Annotated in this window: 16 protein-coding genes; 12 read left to right on the top strand and 4 right to left on the bottom strand. The window is 67.2% G+C overall.

The window, feature by feature from the left end:
- The first annotated feature begins 35 nt into the window (after positions 1-35).
- The 3 genes from CAG31_RS03140 to fabF all read left to right on the top strand — a co-directional run bounded on the left by CAG31_RS03140 (position 36) and on the right by fabF (position 2,683).
- Complete coding sequence (locus CAG31_RS03140; RefSeq protein ID WP_085578017.1) at positions 36-374, top strand: helix-hairpin-helix domain-containing protein; 339 nt, start codon at positions 36-38, stop codon at positions 372-374.
- Between the two features lie 207 nt (positions 375-581).
- Entirely contained in the window at positions 582-1,376 is a 795-nt protein-coding gene (locus CAG31_RS03135; RefSeq protein WP_085578016.1) for an SDR family oxidoreductase, read from the top strand.
- A 32-nt stretch (positions 1,377-1,408) separates the two neighbouring features.
- Entirely contained in the window at positions 1,409-2,683 is a 1,275-nt protein-coding gene (fabF, locus tag CAG31_RS03130) for a beta-ketoacyl-ACP synthase II (RefSeq protein WP_085578015.1), read from the top strand.
- On the opposite strand, the gene CAG31_RS03125 is transcribed toward fabF, so the two are convergent.
- The gene (locus CAG31_RS03125; RefSeq protein WP_085578014.1) at positions 2,680-3,237 is read right to left on the bottom strand and encodes a TetR/AcrR family transcriptional regulator; all 558 of its coding nucleotides are present in this window, start codon (positions 3,235-3,237) and stop codon (positions 2,680-2,682) included. The two genes, fabF and CAG31_RS03125, sit on opposite strands and share 4 nt — an antisense overlap.
- A gap of 171 nt (positions 3,238-3,408) precedes the next feature.
- Positions 3,409-3,576, bottom strand: coding sequence for a DUF2897 family protein (locus tag CAG31_RS03120; protein ID WP_085578013.1), 168 nt, complete (start codon positions 3,574-3,576; stop codon positions 3,409-3,411).
- Between the two features lie 266 nt (positions 3,577-3,842).
- Here CAG31_RS03120 and kdpF point away from each other — a divergent pair, with 266 nt between their 5' ends.
- The 6 genes from kdpF to CAG31_RS03090 all read left to right on the top strand — a co-directional run bounded on the left by kdpF (position 3,843) and on the right by CAG31_RS03090 (position 11,911).
- The gene (gene kdpF / locus CAG31_RS03115) at positions 3,843-3,932 is read left to right on the top strand and encodes a K(+)-transporting ATPase subunit F (protein ID WP_007963673.1); all 90 of its coding nucleotides are present in this window, start codon (positions 3,843-3,845) and stop codon (positions 3,930-3,932) included.
- An 8-nt stretch (positions 3,933-3,940) separates the two neighbouring features.
- Complete coding sequence (kdpA, locus tag CAG31_RS03110) at positions 3,941-5,635, top strand: potassium-transporting ATPase subunit KdpA (protein WP_085578012.1); 1,695 nt, start codon at positions 3,941-3,943, stop codon at positions 5,633-5,635.
- A gap of 10 nt (positions 5,636-5,645) precedes the next feature.
- Positions 5,646-7,703 carry a potassium-transporting ATPase subunit KdpB gene (gene kdpB, locus CAG31_RS03105; protein WP_085578011.1) on the top strand — a complete coding sequence of 686 codons (2,058 nt, stop codon included), beginning with the start codon at positions 5,646-5,648 and terminating at the stop codon, positions 7,701-7,703.
- Between the two features lie 137 nt (positions 7,704-7,840).
- The gene (gene kdpC / locus CAG31_RS03100; RefSeq protein WP_085578010.1) at positions 7,841-8,386 is read left to right on the top strand and encodes a potassium-transporting ATPase subunit KdpC; all 546 of its coding nucleotides are present in this window, start codon (positions 7,841-7,843) and stop codon (positions 8,384-8,386) included.
- A 126-nt stretch (positions 8,387-8,512) separates the two neighbouring features.
- Positions 8,513-11,164, top strand: a complete 2,652-nt coding sequence (locus CAG31_RS03095; protein WP_085578009.1) for a sensor histidine kinase KdpD — start codon at positions 8,513-8,515, stop codon at positions 11,162-11,164.
- 48 nt (positions 11,165-11,212) lie between these two features.
- A complete protein-coding gene (locus CAG31_RS03090) occupies positions 11,213-11,911 on the top strand; it encodes a response regulator (RefSeq protein WP_085578008.1) in 699 nt (232 codons plus the stop codon).
- Between the two features lie 224 nt (positions 11,912-12,135).
- Here the strand turns inward: CAG31_RS03090 and CAG31_RS03085 are convergent, their stop codons facing one another.
- Positions 12,136-13,173, bottom strand: coding sequence for a patatin-like phospholipase family protein (locus tag CAG31_RS03085; protein WP_085578007.1), 1,038 nt, complete (start codon positions 13,171-13,173; stop codon positions 12,136-12,138).
- Positions 13,174-13,389: 216 nt separating this feature from the next.
- Here CAG31_RS03085 and CAG31_RS03080 point away from each other — a divergent pair, with 216 nt between their 5' ends.
- The 3 genes from CAG31_RS03080 to CAG31_RS03070 all read left to right on the top strand — a co-directional run bounded on the left by CAG31_RS03080 (position 13,390) and on the right by CAG31_RS03070 (position 15,447).
- On the top strand, positions 13,390-13,668 hold the full coding sequence (locus CAG31_RS03080) for a hypothetical protein (protein WP_007950948.1): 279 nt from the start codon (positions 13,390-13,392) through the stop codon (positions 13,666-13,668).
- Between the two features lie 91 nt (positions 13,669-13,759).
- Positions 13,760-14,518, top strand: a complete 759-nt coding sequence (locus CAG31_RS03075) for a CHAD domain-containing protein (RefSeq protein ID WP_085578006.1) — start codon at positions 13,760-13,762, stop codon at positions 14,516-14,518.
- Between the two features lie 134 nt (positions 14,519-14,652).
- Positions 14,653-15,447, top strand: a complete 795-nt coding sequence (locus CAG31_RS03070) for an acyl-CoA thioesterase II (protein WP_085578005.1) — start codon at positions 14,653-14,655, stop codon at positions 15,445-15,447.
- A gap of 1 nt (position 15,448) precedes the next feature.
- On the opposite strand, the gene CAG31_RS03065 is transcribed toward CAG31_RS03070, so the two are convergent.
- A complete protein-coding gene (locus CAG31_RS03065; RefSeq protein WP_085578004.1) occupies positions 15,449-15,814 on the bottom strand; it encodes a terminase in 366 nt (121 codons plus the stop codon).
- Between the last annotated feature and the right edge of the window lie 135 nt (positions 15,815-15,949).

Here is a 15,949-nt window from a genome sequence, read left to right as displayed (position 1 = left end):
AAGCTGCTTTCCCAAACGATGATGGAGCGTCACTTATGCGTACCGGTTTTTTCTCTTCCCTGGTTTTTGCCCTGCTCACCAGCGCCTCGATCGCCGCGATCGCTGCGCCTTCGGCGGGGCCCGAAGCACAGAAGCCACCTTCGGCGGCCCTGGCGGCACAGGCGCCTGCCACCTCCGCCAAGGTCGACCTCAACGACGCCGATGCCGCCACCCTGCAAAAGGAACTGGCAGGAGTGGGCGAAGCGAAGGCCAAGGCCATTGTTGCGTACAGGGAAACAAACGGGCCGTTCGCGTCAGTGGATGAACTGCTGGAAGTGAAGGGCATCGGCAAGGCGATCCTGGATCGCAACCGCGACAGGCTGGAAGTGAACTAAGCTGAACGCTCATCGCCAAGAGGCCGGTCATTGACCGGCCTTTTTGCATTCCGGCACCGGGCGGATGACCCGGGCGGGTGTTCGTCGGGCGGATTGAAATTACGGCTATCATATTGCTCTCTGATTATGCCTATAATATTTTCGCCATCCGAAGCCGTCCGGTCTCCGGAGGCGTTCATTCCCCCAAGGTTCAGCAGGAGTACGGTCATGAATTCTCCAAAGTCTCAAGGTACGGCCCTCGTCACTGGCGCGTCTTCCGGCATCGGTGCGGTATACGCCGAGCGGTTGGCGGCGCGGGGGTTCGATCTGTTGCTGGTGGCCCGTGACCAGGAGCGGCTGGAAAGCGCCGCCGTCAGGTTGCGCGGCGCCCATGGCGTCCAGGTCGAAGTGCTGAAGGCCGACCTGACGCAGAAGGCCGATGTGCAGAAGGTCGAGCAGCGTCTGCGCAGCGACGCCGGCATCAGCCTGCTGGTCAACAACGCGGGCGTCGGCGCCAACGGTTCGCTGGCCGACGCCGATCCCGAGCAGTTGGAACGGCTGATCCAGCTGAACATCACCGCCGTCACCCGGCTGGCCTGCGCCGCCGCTGCGGCGTTCCTCAACGCCGGCCGTGGCACGATCGTCAACATCGCCTCCGTGGTGGCGCTGTTTCCCGAGCGTTTCAACGCCACCTACAGCGCCAGCAAGGCTTACGTGCTGAGCCTGACCCAATCGCTGAACGCGGAGCTCGACGGCACCGGCGTCAAGGTGCAGGCGGTGCTGCCCGGCGTCACCCGCACCGAAATCTGGGAGCGCTCCGGGATCGACGCCAGCGGCATTCCGGATGAAATGATCATGGAGGCCGGCGAGATGGTGGATGCGTCTCTGGCGGGGCTGGAGCAAGGTGAACTGGTGACCATTCCGTCCCTGCCGGACGCCGGTGAGTGGCAGGCCTTCGTCGCCGCGCGTCTGGTGATGGCGCCCAACCTTTCCCACCGTTCGGCGGCCGGGCGCTACAAGTAAGACCTTTCTGAATCGGCAAGAGGAAACCTGATATGGATCAGCGTCGGATAGTGGTCACGGGAATGGGCCTGGTGTCTCCGCTGGGCAGCGGCGTCGAAGCGGCCTGGCAGCGTCTGTTGGCTGGCCGCTCGGGGTTGCGTCCGTTGCCGGAAGCGGTGGTCGCGGATCTGCCGACCCGTGTCGGCGGGGTGGTGCCGACGGTGGAGGAGGATGCCGAAGCCGGCTTCGACCCTGACCGTGCGACGCCGCCCAAGGAACAGAAGAAGATGGACCGCTTCATCCTGTTCGCCATGGAGGCGGCCCGCCAGGCGTTGGAGCAGGCGGGCTGGCAACCTGCCGAAGCCCGGGCCAAGGAACGCACGGCGACCGTCATCGGTTCCGGCGTGGGCGGCTTCGGCGCCATCGCCGATGCCGTGCGCACCACCGACAGCCGTGGCCCGCGCCGTCTGTCGCCGTTCACCATCCCTTCGTTCCTGGTCAACCTTGCCGCCGGCCATGTCTCGATCGCCCACGGCCTCAAGGGGCCGCTGGGCGCGCCGGTGACGGCATGCGCGGCCGGGGTGCAGGCGATCGGCGACGCGGCGCGGATGATCCGTGCGGGCGAAGCCGACATCGCGGTGTGCGGCGGCGCCGAGGCGGCCATCGACCGGGTCAGCCTGGCCGGCTTCGCGGCGGCCCGCGCTTTGTCCAGCGCCTACAACGACACGCCCGAACGCGCCTCGCGCCCGTTCGACAGCGGACGGGACGGCTTCGTCATGGGCGAGGGGGCGGGCCTGTTGGTGATCGAGTCCCTGGAGCATGCGCTGGCGCGGGGCGCCCGGCCCTTGGCCGAACTGGTCGGATACGGCACCAGCGCCGATGCCTACCACCTGACCGCCGGTCCCGAGGACGGCAACGGGGCGCAGCGCGCGATGGGGTTGGCATTGGCCCAGGCGGGCGTGACGCCGGACCAGGTGCAGCACCTCAATGCCCACGCAACCTCCACGCCGGTCGGGGATCTGGGTGAGTTGGCGGCCATCAAGTCGTTGTTCGGTGCCGGACGCAGCATCGCCGTGACCTCGACCAAATCCGCCACCGGGCATCTGTTGGGCGCGGCCGGCGGGCTCGAAGCGATCTGCACGGTGCTGGCGATCCGCGACCAGGTCGTCCCGCCCACCCTCAACTTCGACGATCCCGACCCGGCCAGCGAAGGCGTGGACATCGTCCACGGCCAGGCGCGGTCGATGCCGATCGAATATGCGCTGTCCAACGGTTTCGGGTTCGGGGGGGTGAACGCCAGCGTGCTGTTCAAGCGCTGGGCGGGCTAGTCTTTCGAACGCTTGAGGTGGTCGCGGGTGACGTCAAGGATGCGCTGGGCGAAATCGCCGTCCGCGACGCTGCGCGACAGCAGCAGCGCGCCCGCCAGGGTCGCCATGATGACGATGCTGCGCTCGGCCGCGTCGTCGCCGTCGAGGGTGCCTTCGATCTGGTCGAGGCGGGCCTTGAGCACCTCGTCGCTGGTGGGGCTGGGCTGGCCGCGCAGCCCCAGTTCCGAGGAGATGGTCAGCAACGGGCAGCCTTCGTGCGGGCTGGTCTGGTGCCATTCGGAGAGGTAGGTGTCGATGAACAGGTCCAGCGGATTGGCCTGGGCGAAGATGTCGGCGCACAGGCCGGCCACTTGGTCGCCGGCCGCCCGCAAGGCCTTTTCCACCAGTTCATCCTTGGACTTGAAGTGCGAATAGAAGCCGCCGTGGGTCAGGCCCAGGGCTTTCATCAAGGGCTGCAGGCCGGTCGCGCCGATGCCGTCCTTGCGGAACCGTTCGGAGGCTTCCTTGATGATGCGCTGGTGGGTCTGGGCTTTGTGATCCTGCGAATAACGCATTTAAACTCTCCGCAACTAGGTCCCCATCTTAACCAATGAAAATTGCATGGTGACTGTACTTCTACTTCTAAAAAGCGTGCGGTTGAGTCCGGCGTGATCTCAGCCGTGCCCCTGCCGGCCGGCCGGCCAGCGACGCAAAGAAAAACCCGCCGGCATCGGCGGGTTTCCCATTCAGCGGTCTTGTGCCTCCTTGGCGTCCATTTCCGCATTGCGTTCAGCGACGCGTCTGCGTTGCTCTTCGGTCAGCTCGACCTTGTTGGCGGTGTCGCGCAGCATCATCAAGCCGCCAACGATCGAGCCGATGGCCACGACCAGGATCAACCAGGCATACCAAGGCATAACGGCACTCCTCAAGGGCAGGCCGGCGGGCGAGGGTTTCGCCGTACGCCGCTGCATACCCTGTTTGAGCGAAGGGATTTCGCACTGGTTCCATTCTAGGCCGGTTACGCCCTCAGCGGTTCAGGGACCTGCGCCGTAATCGCCGCGTAAACCCACTCTTTACGCTTTCTTTATGCCCTCGCGAGCCCCTCGGTCTCGTTCCTTTACGGCCGCCTTTCCGACAATGCCTCCACACGCGGCAATACGCCGTAAAACGGAGATCTTCCATGAGCGTTCTGGACGGGGTGTCCCTGCTGCTGGCGGCAGGGCTGTTCATTTATCTGTTGGTTGCGCTGCTGCGCGCGGATCGGAACTAGGAGCGGCTATGCACAGTTATGACTATGGGCTGATCCTCGCGTTCTTCGCGGTGGTCCTGCTGCCGGCGCCGTTGCTGGGGCGCTTCTACTACAAGGTGATGGAAGGCCAACGCACCTGGCTGACGCCGGTGCTCGGCCCGCTGGAGCGCGGCTGCTACCGCCTCGCCGGGGTCGATCCGCAGAGCGAGCAGAGCTGGCAGAAGTACACGCTGGCGTTGCTGGCGTTCAACCTCGCCGGGTTCCTGCTGCTGTTCGCGATCCTGGTGTTCCAGGATCACCTGCCGCTCAACCCGCAGAACCTGCCGGGCCAGGAATGGACCCAGGCGTTCAACACCGCGGTCAGTTTCATGACCAACACCAACTGGCAGTCCTACAGCGGTGAGGCGACCCTCAGCTACCTGAGCCAGATGGCCGGCCTCACCGTGCAGAATTTCGTCAGCGCCGCCACCGGCCTGGCCGTGCTGGTTGCGCTGTGCCGCGGCATCGGTCGCAAATCCGCCAAGACCCTGGGCAACTTCTGGGCCGACATGACCCGCGCCACTCTCTACGGCCTGCTGCCGCTGTGCCTGCTGCTGGCGCTGTACCTGGTGTGGCAGGGCGTGCCGCAGACCTTCGCCCAATACGTGAACGCCGTGACGGTGCAGGGCGTCGATCAGGTGATCTCGCTCGGCCCTGCGGCCAGCCAGATCGCGATCAAGCAACTGGGCACCAACGGCGGCGGCTTCTTTGGCGTCAACTCGGCGCATCCGTTCGAGAACCCGACGGCGTGGAGCAACCTGTTCGAAGTGGCGTCGATCATCCTGATCCCGGTGGCGCTGGTGTTCACCTTCGGCCATTACGTGAAGGACCTGCGTCAGAGCCGCGCGATCATCGGCTGCATGCTGGCGCTGTTCATCATCGGCGGCGCCACGTCGCTGTGGGCCGAGTACCAGCCGAACCCGGCGCTGAGCAGCCCGGCCGTCGAGCAGACCGCACCGCTGGAAGGCAAGGAAGCGCGCTTCGGCACCACCGCCACCGTGCTGTGGTCGGTGACCACCACCGCCGCCTCGAACGGTTCGGTGAACGGCATGCACGACAGCCTCAACCCGCTCAGCGGCATGGTGGCGCTGGTCAACATGATGGTCGGCGAAGTGATCTTCGGCGGCGTCGGCGCCGGGCTCTACGGCATGCTGCTCAACGTGCTGATCGCGGTGTTCCTCGCCGGCCTGATGATCGGGCGCACGCCGGAATACCTGGGCAAGAAACTGCAGGCGCGGGAGGTGCAACTGCTGGTGGTCACGCTGCTGGTGATGCCGGTGGGCGTGCTGGTGCTCGGCGCGATCGCCGCGAGCCTGCCAGGCCCTGCCGCGACCATCAGCAACCCCGGCCCCCACGGTTTCAGCCAGTTGCTGTACGCCTACACCTCGGCCAGCGCCAACAACGGCTCGGCGTTCGGCGGCCTGAGCGCCAACACCCCGTTCCACAACCTGATGCTGGGCCTGGGCATGCTGATCGGCCGCTTCGGCTACATCCTCCCGGTCATGGCCCTGGCCGGCAGCCTGGCGATGAAGAAGACCGCGCCGATCGGCCAGAACAGCTTCCCGACCCACGGCCCGCTGTTCGTGACCCTGCTGACCGTGACCATTTTGCTGGTGGGCGGCCTGACCTTCCTGCCGACCCTGGCGCTGGGCCCTATCGCTGAACACCTGAGCATGGGCTTCTAAGGAATCCATCATGAATATGCCTGCAATCAAACCCGTCGCCGCCAAGGCGCCGGAACATGCGAAAACCGCGATCAGCGCCTTGTGGCGTCCGGCGCTGGTGCAAGCCTTCGTCAAGCTCGACCCGCGCCAGCTGCAGCGCTCGCCGGTGATGTTGGTGGTGGAACTGACCGCCGTCCTGACCACCGTGCTGTGCTTCATCCCGGACAGCGTCGTGCCGACCTTCGTCGCCGCGCAGATCGCCCTGTGGCTGTGGTTCACCGTGCTGTTCGCCAACTTCGCCGAAGCCCTGGCCGAAGGGCGCGGCAAGGCCCGGGCCGACAGCCTCAAGGCCGGCAGCGAAGGGCTGAGCGCCCGGCGCAAGCTGGCCAACGGCAGCTTCCAGGTGGTGCCGGCCGCGAGCCTGCGCAAAGGTGATGTGGTGCGCGTCGAGGCCGGGGAAATGATCCCCGGCGACGGCGAAGTCATCGAAGGCATCGCGGCGGTGAACGAAGCGGCCATCACCGGTGAATCGGCACCGGTGATCCGCGAGTCCGGCGGCGACCGTTCCGCCGTCACCGGCAACACTCGCCTGGTGTCCGACTGGCTGCTGGTGAAGATCACCGCCAACCCTGGCGAGTCGACCCTCGACCGCATGATCGCGCTGGTCGAAGGCGCCAAGCGCCAGAAGACCCCGAACGAAGTGGCGCTGGACATCCTGCTGATCGGTCTGACCCTGATCTTCCTGCTGGTGGTGGTGACTCTGCAGCCGTTCGCTCACTTCGCCAACGGCAGCCTGCCGCTGGTGTTTCTGGTGGCGCTTCTGGTGACGCTGATCCCGACCACCATCGGCGGCCTGCTGTCGGCCATCGGCATCGCCGGGATGGATCGTCTGGTGCGCCTGAACGTGATCGCCAAGTCTGGGCGTGCGGTGGAGGCGGCGGGCGACGTGCACGTGCTGATGCTGGACAAGACCGGCACCATCACCTTCGGCAACCGCCGCTGCAGCGCGGTGCATGCCGCGCCGGGCGTGAACGCCCGTGAACTGGCCGAGGGCGCGCTGTTCGCCTCGCTGGCCGACGACACCGCCGAAGGCAAATCCATCGTCGAGTACCTGCGCGGCGCCAACCCGCAGCCGGAGCCGTCGATGGACACCCTGACCGCCGTGCCGTTCAGCGCCGAGACCCGGCTCTCCGGCGTGGACTATCAGGGCCGCGCCTACCGCAAGGGCGCGGTGGATTCGCTGCTCGCCTTCCTCGGCCAGCAGCGCGGCGACCTGGCCCCGGCCCTGTCCCGGGAGATCGACAAGATCGCCCAGAGCGGCGGCACGCCGTTGCTGGTCTGCGCCGACGGCAAGCTGCTGGGTGTGATCCACCTCAAGGACGTGGTCAAGCCGGGGATCCGCGAGCGTTTCGCCGAACTGCGCAAGCTGGGGATCCGCACGGTGATGGTGACCGGCGACAACCCGCTGACCGCCGCCGCGATCGCCGCCGAAGCGGGCGTCGATGACGTGCTGGCCGAAGCCACGCCGGAGAAGAAACTGGCGCGCATCCGCCACGAGCAGAACGACGGCCGCCTGGTCGCGATGTGCGGCGACGGCGCCAACGACGCCCCGGCGCTGGCCCAGGCCGACGTCGGCATGGCGATGAACGACGGCACCCAGGCCGCGCGCGAGGCGGCCAACATGGTCGACCTCGACAGCGACCCGACCAAGCTCCTGGACGTGGTGCAGATCGGCAAGGAACTGCTGGTGACCCGCGGCGCGCTGACGACCTTTTCCATCGCCAACGACGTGGCCAAGTATTTCGCGATCCTGCCGGCGCTGTTCGCCGCGATCTACCCGCAACTGGGCGTGCTGAACATCATGCACCTGAGCAGCCCGCAGAGCGCGATCCTGTCGGCCATCGTGTTCAACGCCCTGATCATCGTCGTGCTGATCCCGCTGGCCCTGCGCGGCGTGCGGGTGCAGGCAGCGAGCGCGGCGGCGCTGCTGCGGCGCAACCTGCTGATCTACGGCCTGGGCGGAATCCTGGTGCCGTTCGTGGGGATCAAGGCCATCGACATGCTGCTGACGGCGTTGCACCTGGTTTGATTCTGCAAGGTGCGCCAGGCACCCGGCTCCCGCCCTTGAAAGGCATTGCCTTGTGGGAGCCAGCCTGCTGGCGATGGACTCGCCTGGACGCACCTGACCTAACGCGGCATCCGCTGCTTGAATTCGAGGATTCTGAAATGTCCACACTGATACGTCCCGCCCTGAGCCTGCTGGTGCTGATGACCCTGGTCACCGGCGTCGCCTATCCCTTGGCGGTCACCGGCATCGCCCAGGTCGCCTTCCCGGAACAGGCCAACGGCAGCCTGGTGCGCGATGCCGAAGGCAAGGTGCGCGGCTCGTCCCTGATCGCCCAGGATTTCGTCGGCGATGCCTGGTTCCACCCACGCCCCTCGGCCGGTGCGTTCGCCACCGTGTCGAGCAGCGCGAGCAACCTGGCGCCGAGCAACCCCGCCCTGGCCACCCGTGTGATCGACGATGCCGGCAAGTTGCAGGTGCCAGGTCAGGGGCCGGTGCCCCTGGCGCTGCTCACCACCTCCGGCAGCGGCCTCGATCCGCACTTGCCACCGGCGGCGATTGCCTATCAACTGGCGCGTGTCGCACAGGCGCGCAACCTGCCGGTGGCGACCCTGCAGCAACTGCTCGACGCGCACATCGAACAGCCGCTGGTGGGGCCGCCGGTGGTCAACGTGCTGGAGCTGAACCTGGCGCTGGAAAAGCTCTGAGCCGTTGCACCGCCAATCGCCAGCAGGCGGGCCCCCACAGGAACGCGGATTTCCCTGTGGGAGCCAGCCTGCTGGCGATGACGGCAGTCGCTGCGATACACAAACATCAGGAAGAGAACATCAAGCATGAGTGATTCCGGCCGCGCCGATGCGCTGTTAGCCAATCTGCCCCGGGACGGCCGCGGCCGGCTGAAGGTGTTCCTCGGCGCCGCGCCGGGCGTGGGCAAGACCTACGCCATGCTCCAGGCCGCCCACACCCAATTGCGCCAAGGCGTGAAGGTCATCGCCGGCGTCGTCGAGACCCACGGCCGGGCGGAGACCGAAGCGCTGCTCGGCGGCCTGCCGCAGCAGCCGCTGGTGCGTTCGGAGTACCGCGGCGTCACCCTCGAAGAAATGGACTTGGACGGCCTGCTCGCGGCCAAGCCCAAGCTGGTGCTGGTGGACGAACTGGCCCACACCAACGCCCCCGGCAGCCGTCACGCCAAGCGCTGGCAGGACATCCAGGAACTGCTCGCCGCCGGCATCGACGTGTTCACCACGGTCAACGTCCAGCACCTGGAAAGCCTCAACGACCAAGTGCGCGGCATCACCGGCGTGCAGGTGCGCGAAACCTTGCCCGACTGGGTGCTGCAGGAAGCCTACGAACTGCTGCTGATCGACCTGCCGCCGCGGGAATTGCTGGAGCGCCTGCGCGAAGGCAAGGTCTACGTGCCGGAGCAGGCCCGGGCGGCCATCGATGCGTTCTTCACCCAGACCAACCTCACCGCGCTGCGCGAACTGGCGATGCAGACCGCCGCCGCGCAGGTGGACAACGACCTGGCCCAGGGTTACCGCCAGCTCGGCCAGTCGGCGCCGGCGGTGCGCGGGCGCCTGCTGGTGGGCGTGGACGGCGATGCCCAGGCCGAACGGCTGGTGCGCCACGCCAGCCGTGTCGCTCAACGCCGGCATCTGCCGTGGAGCCTGGTGCATGTCGACAACGGCCGGGTGCGCGACGAGCAATCGCGCCTGCGCCTGCAAAGCGCCCAGCAACTGGCCGAGCGCCTGGGCGGCGAAGTGGTGCTGCTGCGGGCCGGCGAGGTGGCCAAGACCCTGATCCAGCACGCCGCCGAACGTCGGGCGAGCCTGGTGCTGGTCGGCCAGTCCCGGCCGCGCCTGCGCCGTCGCCTGTTCGGCGGCGGTCTGGCGACGCGTCTGCTGCGTCAGGCCCAGGGCCTGGAGATCAACGTGCTGGACAGCGAGCACCAGCCGCATCAACCGCGCCTCCGGAGCGCCCCGGCGCTGGTGTGGTTCGACTACGCGCTGGCCCTGGTGGCGACGGTGTCGGCCAGTGCGCTGGCATGGGCGGTGTCCAGCGTGTTGCCGTTGCCGAACATCTCCCTGGTGTTCCTGGCGGCGGTGCTGCTGGTGGCGGTGCGCAGCAGCCTGGGACCGGCGCTGGCCTGTGCGGCGCTGTCGTTCCTGACCTATGACTTTCTGTTCATTCCGCCGAACTTCTCCTTCGCCATCCAGCGGGAGGAAGACGTGCTGACCTTGCTGTTCTTCCTGCTGATGGCGGCGCTCACCGGCAATCTCGCGGCCCGTCAGCGCCGGCAGTTGCAGGCCCTGCGCGACACCCAGGAAGAGACCACCGAACTGCTCGACCTGTCGCGCCGGCTCACCGCCGCCACCGACCGCCAGGCCGTGGTCAGCGCCGCCGCCCAGCACCTCAACGGCTGGAGCGACCTGCAGGTGTGCCTGCTCAACCGCGACGGCCAGGGCGGCTGGAAGGTCGAGACCGGCGGGCCGCTGCAGTTCTCCGAGGCCGAACGCGCCGCTGCCGATTGGGCCTGGCAGCACGACCAACCGGCGGGCATGGGCACCGGCACGCTGCCGTTCGGACGCTGGTGGTGGTGGCCGCTGTCGGCGGAAGAGGGGCCGCTGGCGTTGCTGGGCGTGTGCGCCAAAGAGGGCCAGACCTTGAGCGGCCAGCGCCGCCGTTTGCTCACCGCGTTGAGCCAGCCGCTGGCCCAGGCGTTGGCGCGGGCGCAACTGGCCGACGACCTGGAGGCGGCGCGGCTGCACGGCGAGACCGAACAGCTGCGCAGCGCCTTGCTCGCCTCGGTGTCCCACGACCTGCGCACGCCGTTGACCTCAATGCGCGGCAGCATCGACAGCCTGCTGGCCCTGGGCGAGGCGATCCCGCTGGAGGACCGCCGGGAACTGCTGGAGGGCACCCGCGACGAGGCCGAGCGCCTGGACCGCTACATCCAGAACCTGCTGGACATGACCCGTCTCGGCCACGGCGCACTGAAGCTGGCGCGGGACTGGGTGGCGCCGGCGGACATTGTCGGCAGCGCGCTCAATCGCTTGCGGGCGGTGCTGTCGTCGTTGCAGGTGAGCACCGAGGTGCCGGCCGAACTGCCGCTGCTGTTCGTGCACGCGGCGCTGATCGAGCAGGCGCTGGTGAACGTGCTGGAGAACGCCGCACGGTTCTCGCCGTCCCATGGCCGCCTGCAACTGCGTGCCGGAGCGGACGGCGACGAACTGTTCTTCTCGGTCAGCGACGAAGGGCCGGGCATTCCCGTCGAGGAGCGGGCTAAGATTTTCGACATGTTCTACACCGCTGCGCGCGGTGACCGGGGCGGGCAGGGCACGGGCCTGGGGCTGGCGATCTGTCAGGGCATGGTCGGCGCCCACGGCGGCCGGATCAGCGTGGGCGACGGCATCGACGGCCGCGGCACCTGCATCACGCTGCACCTGCCGTTGCAGACGCAGCCGGGGATGGACGGTGAAGGCTGATCCCCGCTGCGCTACTCTCTTGCCCAACTTTTGTGTTGACGTGAATCCATGAGCCAGACCGCGACCATTTTGGTCATCGACGACGAACCGCAGATCCGCAAGTTCCTGCGCATCAGCCTCGCTTCACAGGGCTACAAGGTGCTGGAGGCCGGCACCGGCACCGAAGGCCTCGCGCAGGCGGCGCTGAACAAGCCCGACCTCTTGGTGCTCGACCTCGGCCTGCCGGACATGGACGGCCAGCAAGTGCTGCGCGAGTTCCGCGAATGGGCCACGGCGCCGGTGCTGGTGCTGTCGGTGCGCGCCAGCGAAGGGCAGAAGGTGCAGGCCCTGGACGGCGGCGCCAACGATTACGTGACCAAGCCGTTCGGCATCCAGGAGTTCCTCGCCCGGGTGCGGGCGCTGCTGCGTCAGGCGCCGGCGGGGGAGGCGCAGCAGGCCGCGCTGAACTTCGGCCCGCTGACCGTGGACCTGGCGTACCGCCGGGTCACGCTCGACGGCGCCGAAGTGGCCCTGACCCGCAAGGAGTACGCGGTGCTGGCGCAACTGGCGCGGCATCCGGGACGGGTGATCACCCAGCAGCAGTTGCTCAAGGACATCTGGGGCCCGACCCACACCGAAGACAGCCACTACCTGCGCATCGTGGTCGGGCACCTGCGCCAGAAACTGGCGGACGACCCGACCCGGCCGCGGTTCATCGTCACCGAGGCGGGGGTGGGGTATCGGTTGTTGGGCGAGACCAGCCTGTAGGCCTGTGCCGAACGGGCCGGCTCTGGCTCCCACAGAGGATTCGTTTGTGGCGCCAGTCCCTTGTGGGAGCCAGCCTGCTGGCGATGGCGTCAACCCGGGCGCCAGAGCCAGGGCAAGTACTGTTGTTCTCACAGGCTTCGACCGAAGCGCAGTGGTGGTGAGCGACCGCAGCCCCTGTGGGAGCAGGCTTGCCCGCGGTGAGGCCCTGTCAGGCCATGTGTCCCTCAAGGCAGCTCGCTTTCGTACCGGTCCAGCGTATCCCGCGCGATCTCCTGCCCCAGCGCGATCAGTTCCGGCGCCTTGTAGAACTCGAAGAACCGGCACACCCGCTTCGGCACGTTGATCAGCACGTCCGGCGGATACCCGGCGATCTTGTACTGGGCCAACGAGGTCTGCATCACTTCGAAGCTCTGGTTGATCAGATCCAGCAACGACGCCGGCCCCACGTTATCGATGATGAACGAGCCGGTGGCCGACTTCGGCGCGCCGTCGCGCTCGGGGGCGGCGGCCGGTTGCTGGGTCTCGGGTTCGGCGCCTTCGACCCACGGGTTGATCTCCGCCGCCTCGGCCCGCAGCGCTTCCTGCTCCAACAGCAACAGCTGTTCGGCCTGCTTGCGCCGGAACGGCATCTTCGAGCCCAGCGAGCTGATCAGGCTGTCGAAGCGGGTGCGGAACGCGGCGGGGCGCTGGATCACCGGCAGCTTGTAGTGGCGTTGGTTGGTGGCGTTGAGGTTGACGGCGATGATCAGGTCGCAGTGGCTGGACACCACCGGCACAATCGGCAACGGGTTGAGGATGCCGCCGTCCACCAGCATCCGGTTGCCCTGCATCACCGGGGTGAACAGGCTCGGGATCGCCGCCGAGGCGCGCATCGCCTGATGCAGGCAGCCTTCCTGGAACCAGATCTCCTGCTGGTTGGTGAGGTCGGCGGCCACCGCCGTGTAGGGGATGCGCAGGTCTTCGATGTTGATTTCGCCGACGATCTTGCGGATCTGGCCGAAGACCTTTTCGCCGCGGATCGCGCCGAGGCGGAAACTGACGTCCACCAGCCGCAGCACGTCCAGGTAGTCCAGGCTCTCGATCCAGTTGCGGTACTCGTCCAGCTTGCCGGACGCGTAGATCCCGCCGACCACCGCCCCCATCGAACACCCGGCGACGCAGGCGATCTCGTAGCCGCGCCGTTCGATTTCCTCGATGACGCCGATATGGGCATACCCCCGGGCGCCCCCGGAGCCCAGCACCAGTGCGACACGCTTTTTCATCGGACTTCCTCCCCTCACGCCTGCACAATGCACCCATCCGGGGGCGGGCTTCAATCGGTCGGGTCGCGCGGGGCGCGGGGGTGTCGTTTTTTCGATGCCGGATGACCCTTCGCGGCTATCTTTAAAGTATTGCCCTTCACCGGTGGCCCAAGGCACTTTTGCGCCGTCGAACCGTCTTACCTGCACGACTGTTGACCTATCTCTGAGGTGTGAGTGATGAAAGCCTGGATCTGTGTACCCCTGATGGCGCTGGCGTTGGCCGGCTGCGCGGGCAAGACGGCCTACCGCGACAGCTGCGGCAGCCAGCTCGACGCGGCGTGGCACGAGCTGGACCTGGCCAAGGCCGAAGGGTTCGCCGGGACGGTGAGCTATTCCAAGGCCCTGTCGCTGCTGACCGCCGCCAAGACCCAGCAGCAGTTCGAAGGGTTCGAGGGCTGCACGAAGAAAGCCGAGAAGGCGCGTTTCTACATTCGCGAGTCCCGTGCGGGGCGATAGAAGCGGCCATCAGCGCTAAGCTTCAAGCGGCAAGCTTGTACGGCTTGTCGCTTGAGGCTTCCCACTTGGCGCTGTTTACGGAGTGATCCCCATGATTGACCGGTTGGTGGCCCATGTCCTGGGTCTGGAAGTGCGGCTGCTGGCTTGTCAGGCACGCCTGGCGGCGCGTACCGACCCGGAGGCGCTGCACGACCTGCGCACCACCGTGCGCCGCTTGCGCAGCCTGTTGAGGCCGTTGCGCGGGCTGCCGGGTGTCGAGCAACTGGAAGGGGCGGCCGCCGCCGTCGGGCAGTTGACCACGCCATGGCGTGACCGCGAGGTGTTGGCGGCCTATTTGCTCAAGCATGGCCGGCCGGAGGCGGCCCATCGGCGCCTGGCGCAGATGGCCGAAGCGTATCCGGCGCTGGCGGCGAGTGCGGAGCTGGCGTCGCTGCTGATGATCCTCGACGCCTTTCCCCGTTTCCTGCGCGCCTCCCAGCGTCAAGGCTTGCTCAAGGGCCTGGACACGCGCATCGGCAAGCGCCTGCGCAAGCAGTGGAAGAACCTTGACGAGGCGCTGCACGACCCGGCCCACGACCGCCATCGCCTGCGCCTGTTGATCAAGCGCGTGCGCTACGGCATCGAGGCCTACCCCGGGCTGGATCGCCTGCCCGCATCGGCGATGAAGCATCTGAAATCCGCGCAGGGCGCTTTGGGCGACTGGCACGATTGCTGGCAATGGCTGGCCAGGGCCGAGCAGGAAGCGGATCTGCTGCCCTGCGTCCCGACCTGGCAGGCGACCATGGCCGAGGCCGAGGTTAAGGCCGACCGTGTCCTCGACAAGCTCAGCGAAGCCTGCTTCAAGCCCTGAACGTTCCCCTGCAGGAGCCAGCCCTGCAGCCCCGTACGGCCTTTCTGTCAGTCGATTTGACCGGAATAGACGCTGCGGCGCTCTGCTTGGCTGGTTAAGATCCCGGCTTTGACTCTTTCGTACCTGAGGTTCCCATGCGCTTTTGCGATCTGCTCGATGCTGTCCGCCGTCAACCGGAGCTGTCGGTTCCGGCCGAATGGGGGCAGGGCCGGGCCAGCTTCGGCGGCCTGGTGGCGGCGCTGCAATATGAAGTGATGCGCGCCGAGGTGCCGGTGGAGCGTCCCGTGCGCTCGTTGGCGATCACCTTTGTCGGTCCGGTGGAGCCTGAAGTGCCGGTGAGCTTCGAGGTCGAGGTGCTGCGCGAGGGCAAGGCGGTCAGCCAAGTGCTGGGCCGCGCGACGCAGAACGGCCAGGTGGTGACCCTGATGCAGGGCAGCTTCGGCGGCTCGCGCACGTCGGAAGTGGCGGTCGACGCTCAGCCGGCGCCGCAGATGAAGCACTGGGACGACTGCCAGGAACTGCCCTACATCAAAGGCGTCACGCCGGAGTTCATGCGCCATCTGGCGATGCGCTGGAGCGTGGGCGGCATGCCGTTCACCGGCAACAAGTCCCGCGACATGGGCGGCTGGGTGCGCTTGCGCGGCGATGTCCCTGAAGAGCCGGTCAACGAATCGCACCTGCTGGCGCTGGTCGATGCCTGGCCGCCTGCGCTGCTGCCGTTCCTGAGCAAGCCGGCGCCGGGCAGCACCCTGACCTGGACGGTGGAGTTCGTGCAGCCGCTGCGGGATTTGACCACGCTGGACTGGTGCAAGTACCTGGCCCAGATCGAGTACGCCGCCGACGGTTACGGCCATGTGGCGGCCAAGCTGTGGAGCGCCGAAGGGGAATTGATTGCGATGAGCCGCCAGACGGTGACGATCTTCGCCTGACTCAATGCCGGCGGTGGCGCTCACGCCAGGCGCGCCACCAGCCGCCGCTGAGGAAGAAGCGCGGGAAGGTCAGGAACTGCTCGACCAACAGGCGCGATACGGCATCCTTGCGGTCACTGAACGGCTCGGACGCTTGCGCCTCCAGGCTGTGGCCGTGGCGCTGCAGGGCCAGCGCCGCCACGATGCCGATCACGCCGATGGCGACGCTCGCCAGGCTCAGGCTGAACACCCCCGACACGATGAGCAGAAACGCGACGATGAACAGCGGCACGGCGATCAGGTGCAGCACCAGGTTGGTCGGGTGCTGATGGTTGTGCGGGTACGCGCGCCATTGCCAGGCGGGAAGGTTGGGGTGACGTTTGCCCATGTCTGCGGCTCCTTGTGCCATGTTCGGTGCATGGCTGAAGGATAGGCCCGGGCCGGGAGGGCGGCGAATCAAGGTTGGCTATTGAAGCGATAGGCGTCATGGCCGGATTCGATGTCGCCCGGACTGACGCCTTCG

Origin of the sequence: Pseudomonas sp. R25(2017), assembly GCF_002112565.1 — a bacterium.
Lineage (GTDB): Bacteria > Pseudomonadota > Gammaproteobacteria > Pseudomonadales > Pseudomonadaceae > Aquipseudomonas > Aquipseudomonas ekonensis.
The sequence above is the reverse complement of the archived record's forward strand: the minus strand, read 5'-3'. Positions and strand labels throughout refer to the sequence as shown.

Coding starts and splice junctions, on each gene's coding strand:
- CAG31_RS03140 (WP_085578017.1), top strand. CDS start 36: ATGCGTACCGGTTTTTTCTCTTCCCTGGTTTTTGCCCTGCTCACCAGC.
- CAG31_RS03135 (WP_085578016.1), top strand. CDS start 582: ATGAATTCTCCAAAGTCTCAAGGTACGGCCCTCGTCACTGGCGCGTCT.
- fabF (WP_085578015.1), top strand. CDS start 1,409: ATGGATCAGCGTCGGATAGTGGTCACGGGAATGGGCCTGGTGTCTCCG.
- CAG31_RS03125 (WP_085578014.1), bottom strand. CDS start 3,237: ATGCGTTATTCGCAGGATCACAAAGCCCAGACCCACCAGCGCATCATC.
- CAG31_RS03120 (WP_085578013.1), bottom strand. CDS start 3,576: ATGCCTTGGTATGCCTGGTTGATCCTGGTCGTGGCCATCGGCTCGATC.
- kdpF (WP_007963673.1), top strand. CDS start 3,843: ATGAGCGTTCTGGACGGGGTGTCCCTGCTGCTGGCGGCAGGGCTGTTC.
- kdpA (WP_085578012.1), top strand. CDS start 3,941: ATGCACAGTTATGACTATGGGCTGATCCTCGCGTTCTTCGCGGTGGTC.
- kdpB (WP_085578011.1), top strand. CDS start 5,646: ATGAATATGCCTGCAATCAAACCCGTCGCCGCCAAGGCGCCGGAACAT.
- kdpC (WP_085578010.1), top strand. CDS start 7,841: ATGTCCACACTGATACGTCCCGCCCTGAGCCTGCTGGTGCTGATGACC.
- CAG31_RS03095 (WP_085578009.1), top strand. CDS start 8,513: ATGAGTGATTCCGGCCGCGCCGATGCGCTGTTAGCCAATCTGCCCCGG.
- CAG31_RS03090 (WP_085578008.1), top strand. CDS start 11,213: ATGAGCCAGACCGCGACCATTTTGGTCATCGACGACGAACCGCAGATC.
- CAG31_RS03085 (WP_085578007.1), bottom strand. CDS start 13,173: ATGAAAAAGCGTGTCGCACTGGTGCTGGGCTCCGGGGGCGCCCGGGGG.
- CAG31_RS03080 (WP_007950948.1), top strand. CDS start 13,390: ATGAAAGCCTGGATCTGTGTACCCCTGATGGCGCTGGCGTTGGCCGGC.
- CAG31_RS03075 (WP_085578006.1), top strand. CDS start 13,760: ATGATTGACCGGTTGGTGGCCCATGTCCTGGGTCTGGAAGTGCGGCTG.
- CAG31_RS03070 (WP_085578005.1), top strand. CDS start 14,653: ATGCGCTTTTGCGATCTGCTCGATGCTGTCCGCCGTCAACCGGAGCTG.
- CAG31_RS03065 (WP_085578004.1), bottom strand. CDS start 15,814: ATGGGCAAACGTCACCCCAACCTTCCCGCCTGGCAATGGCGCGCGTAC.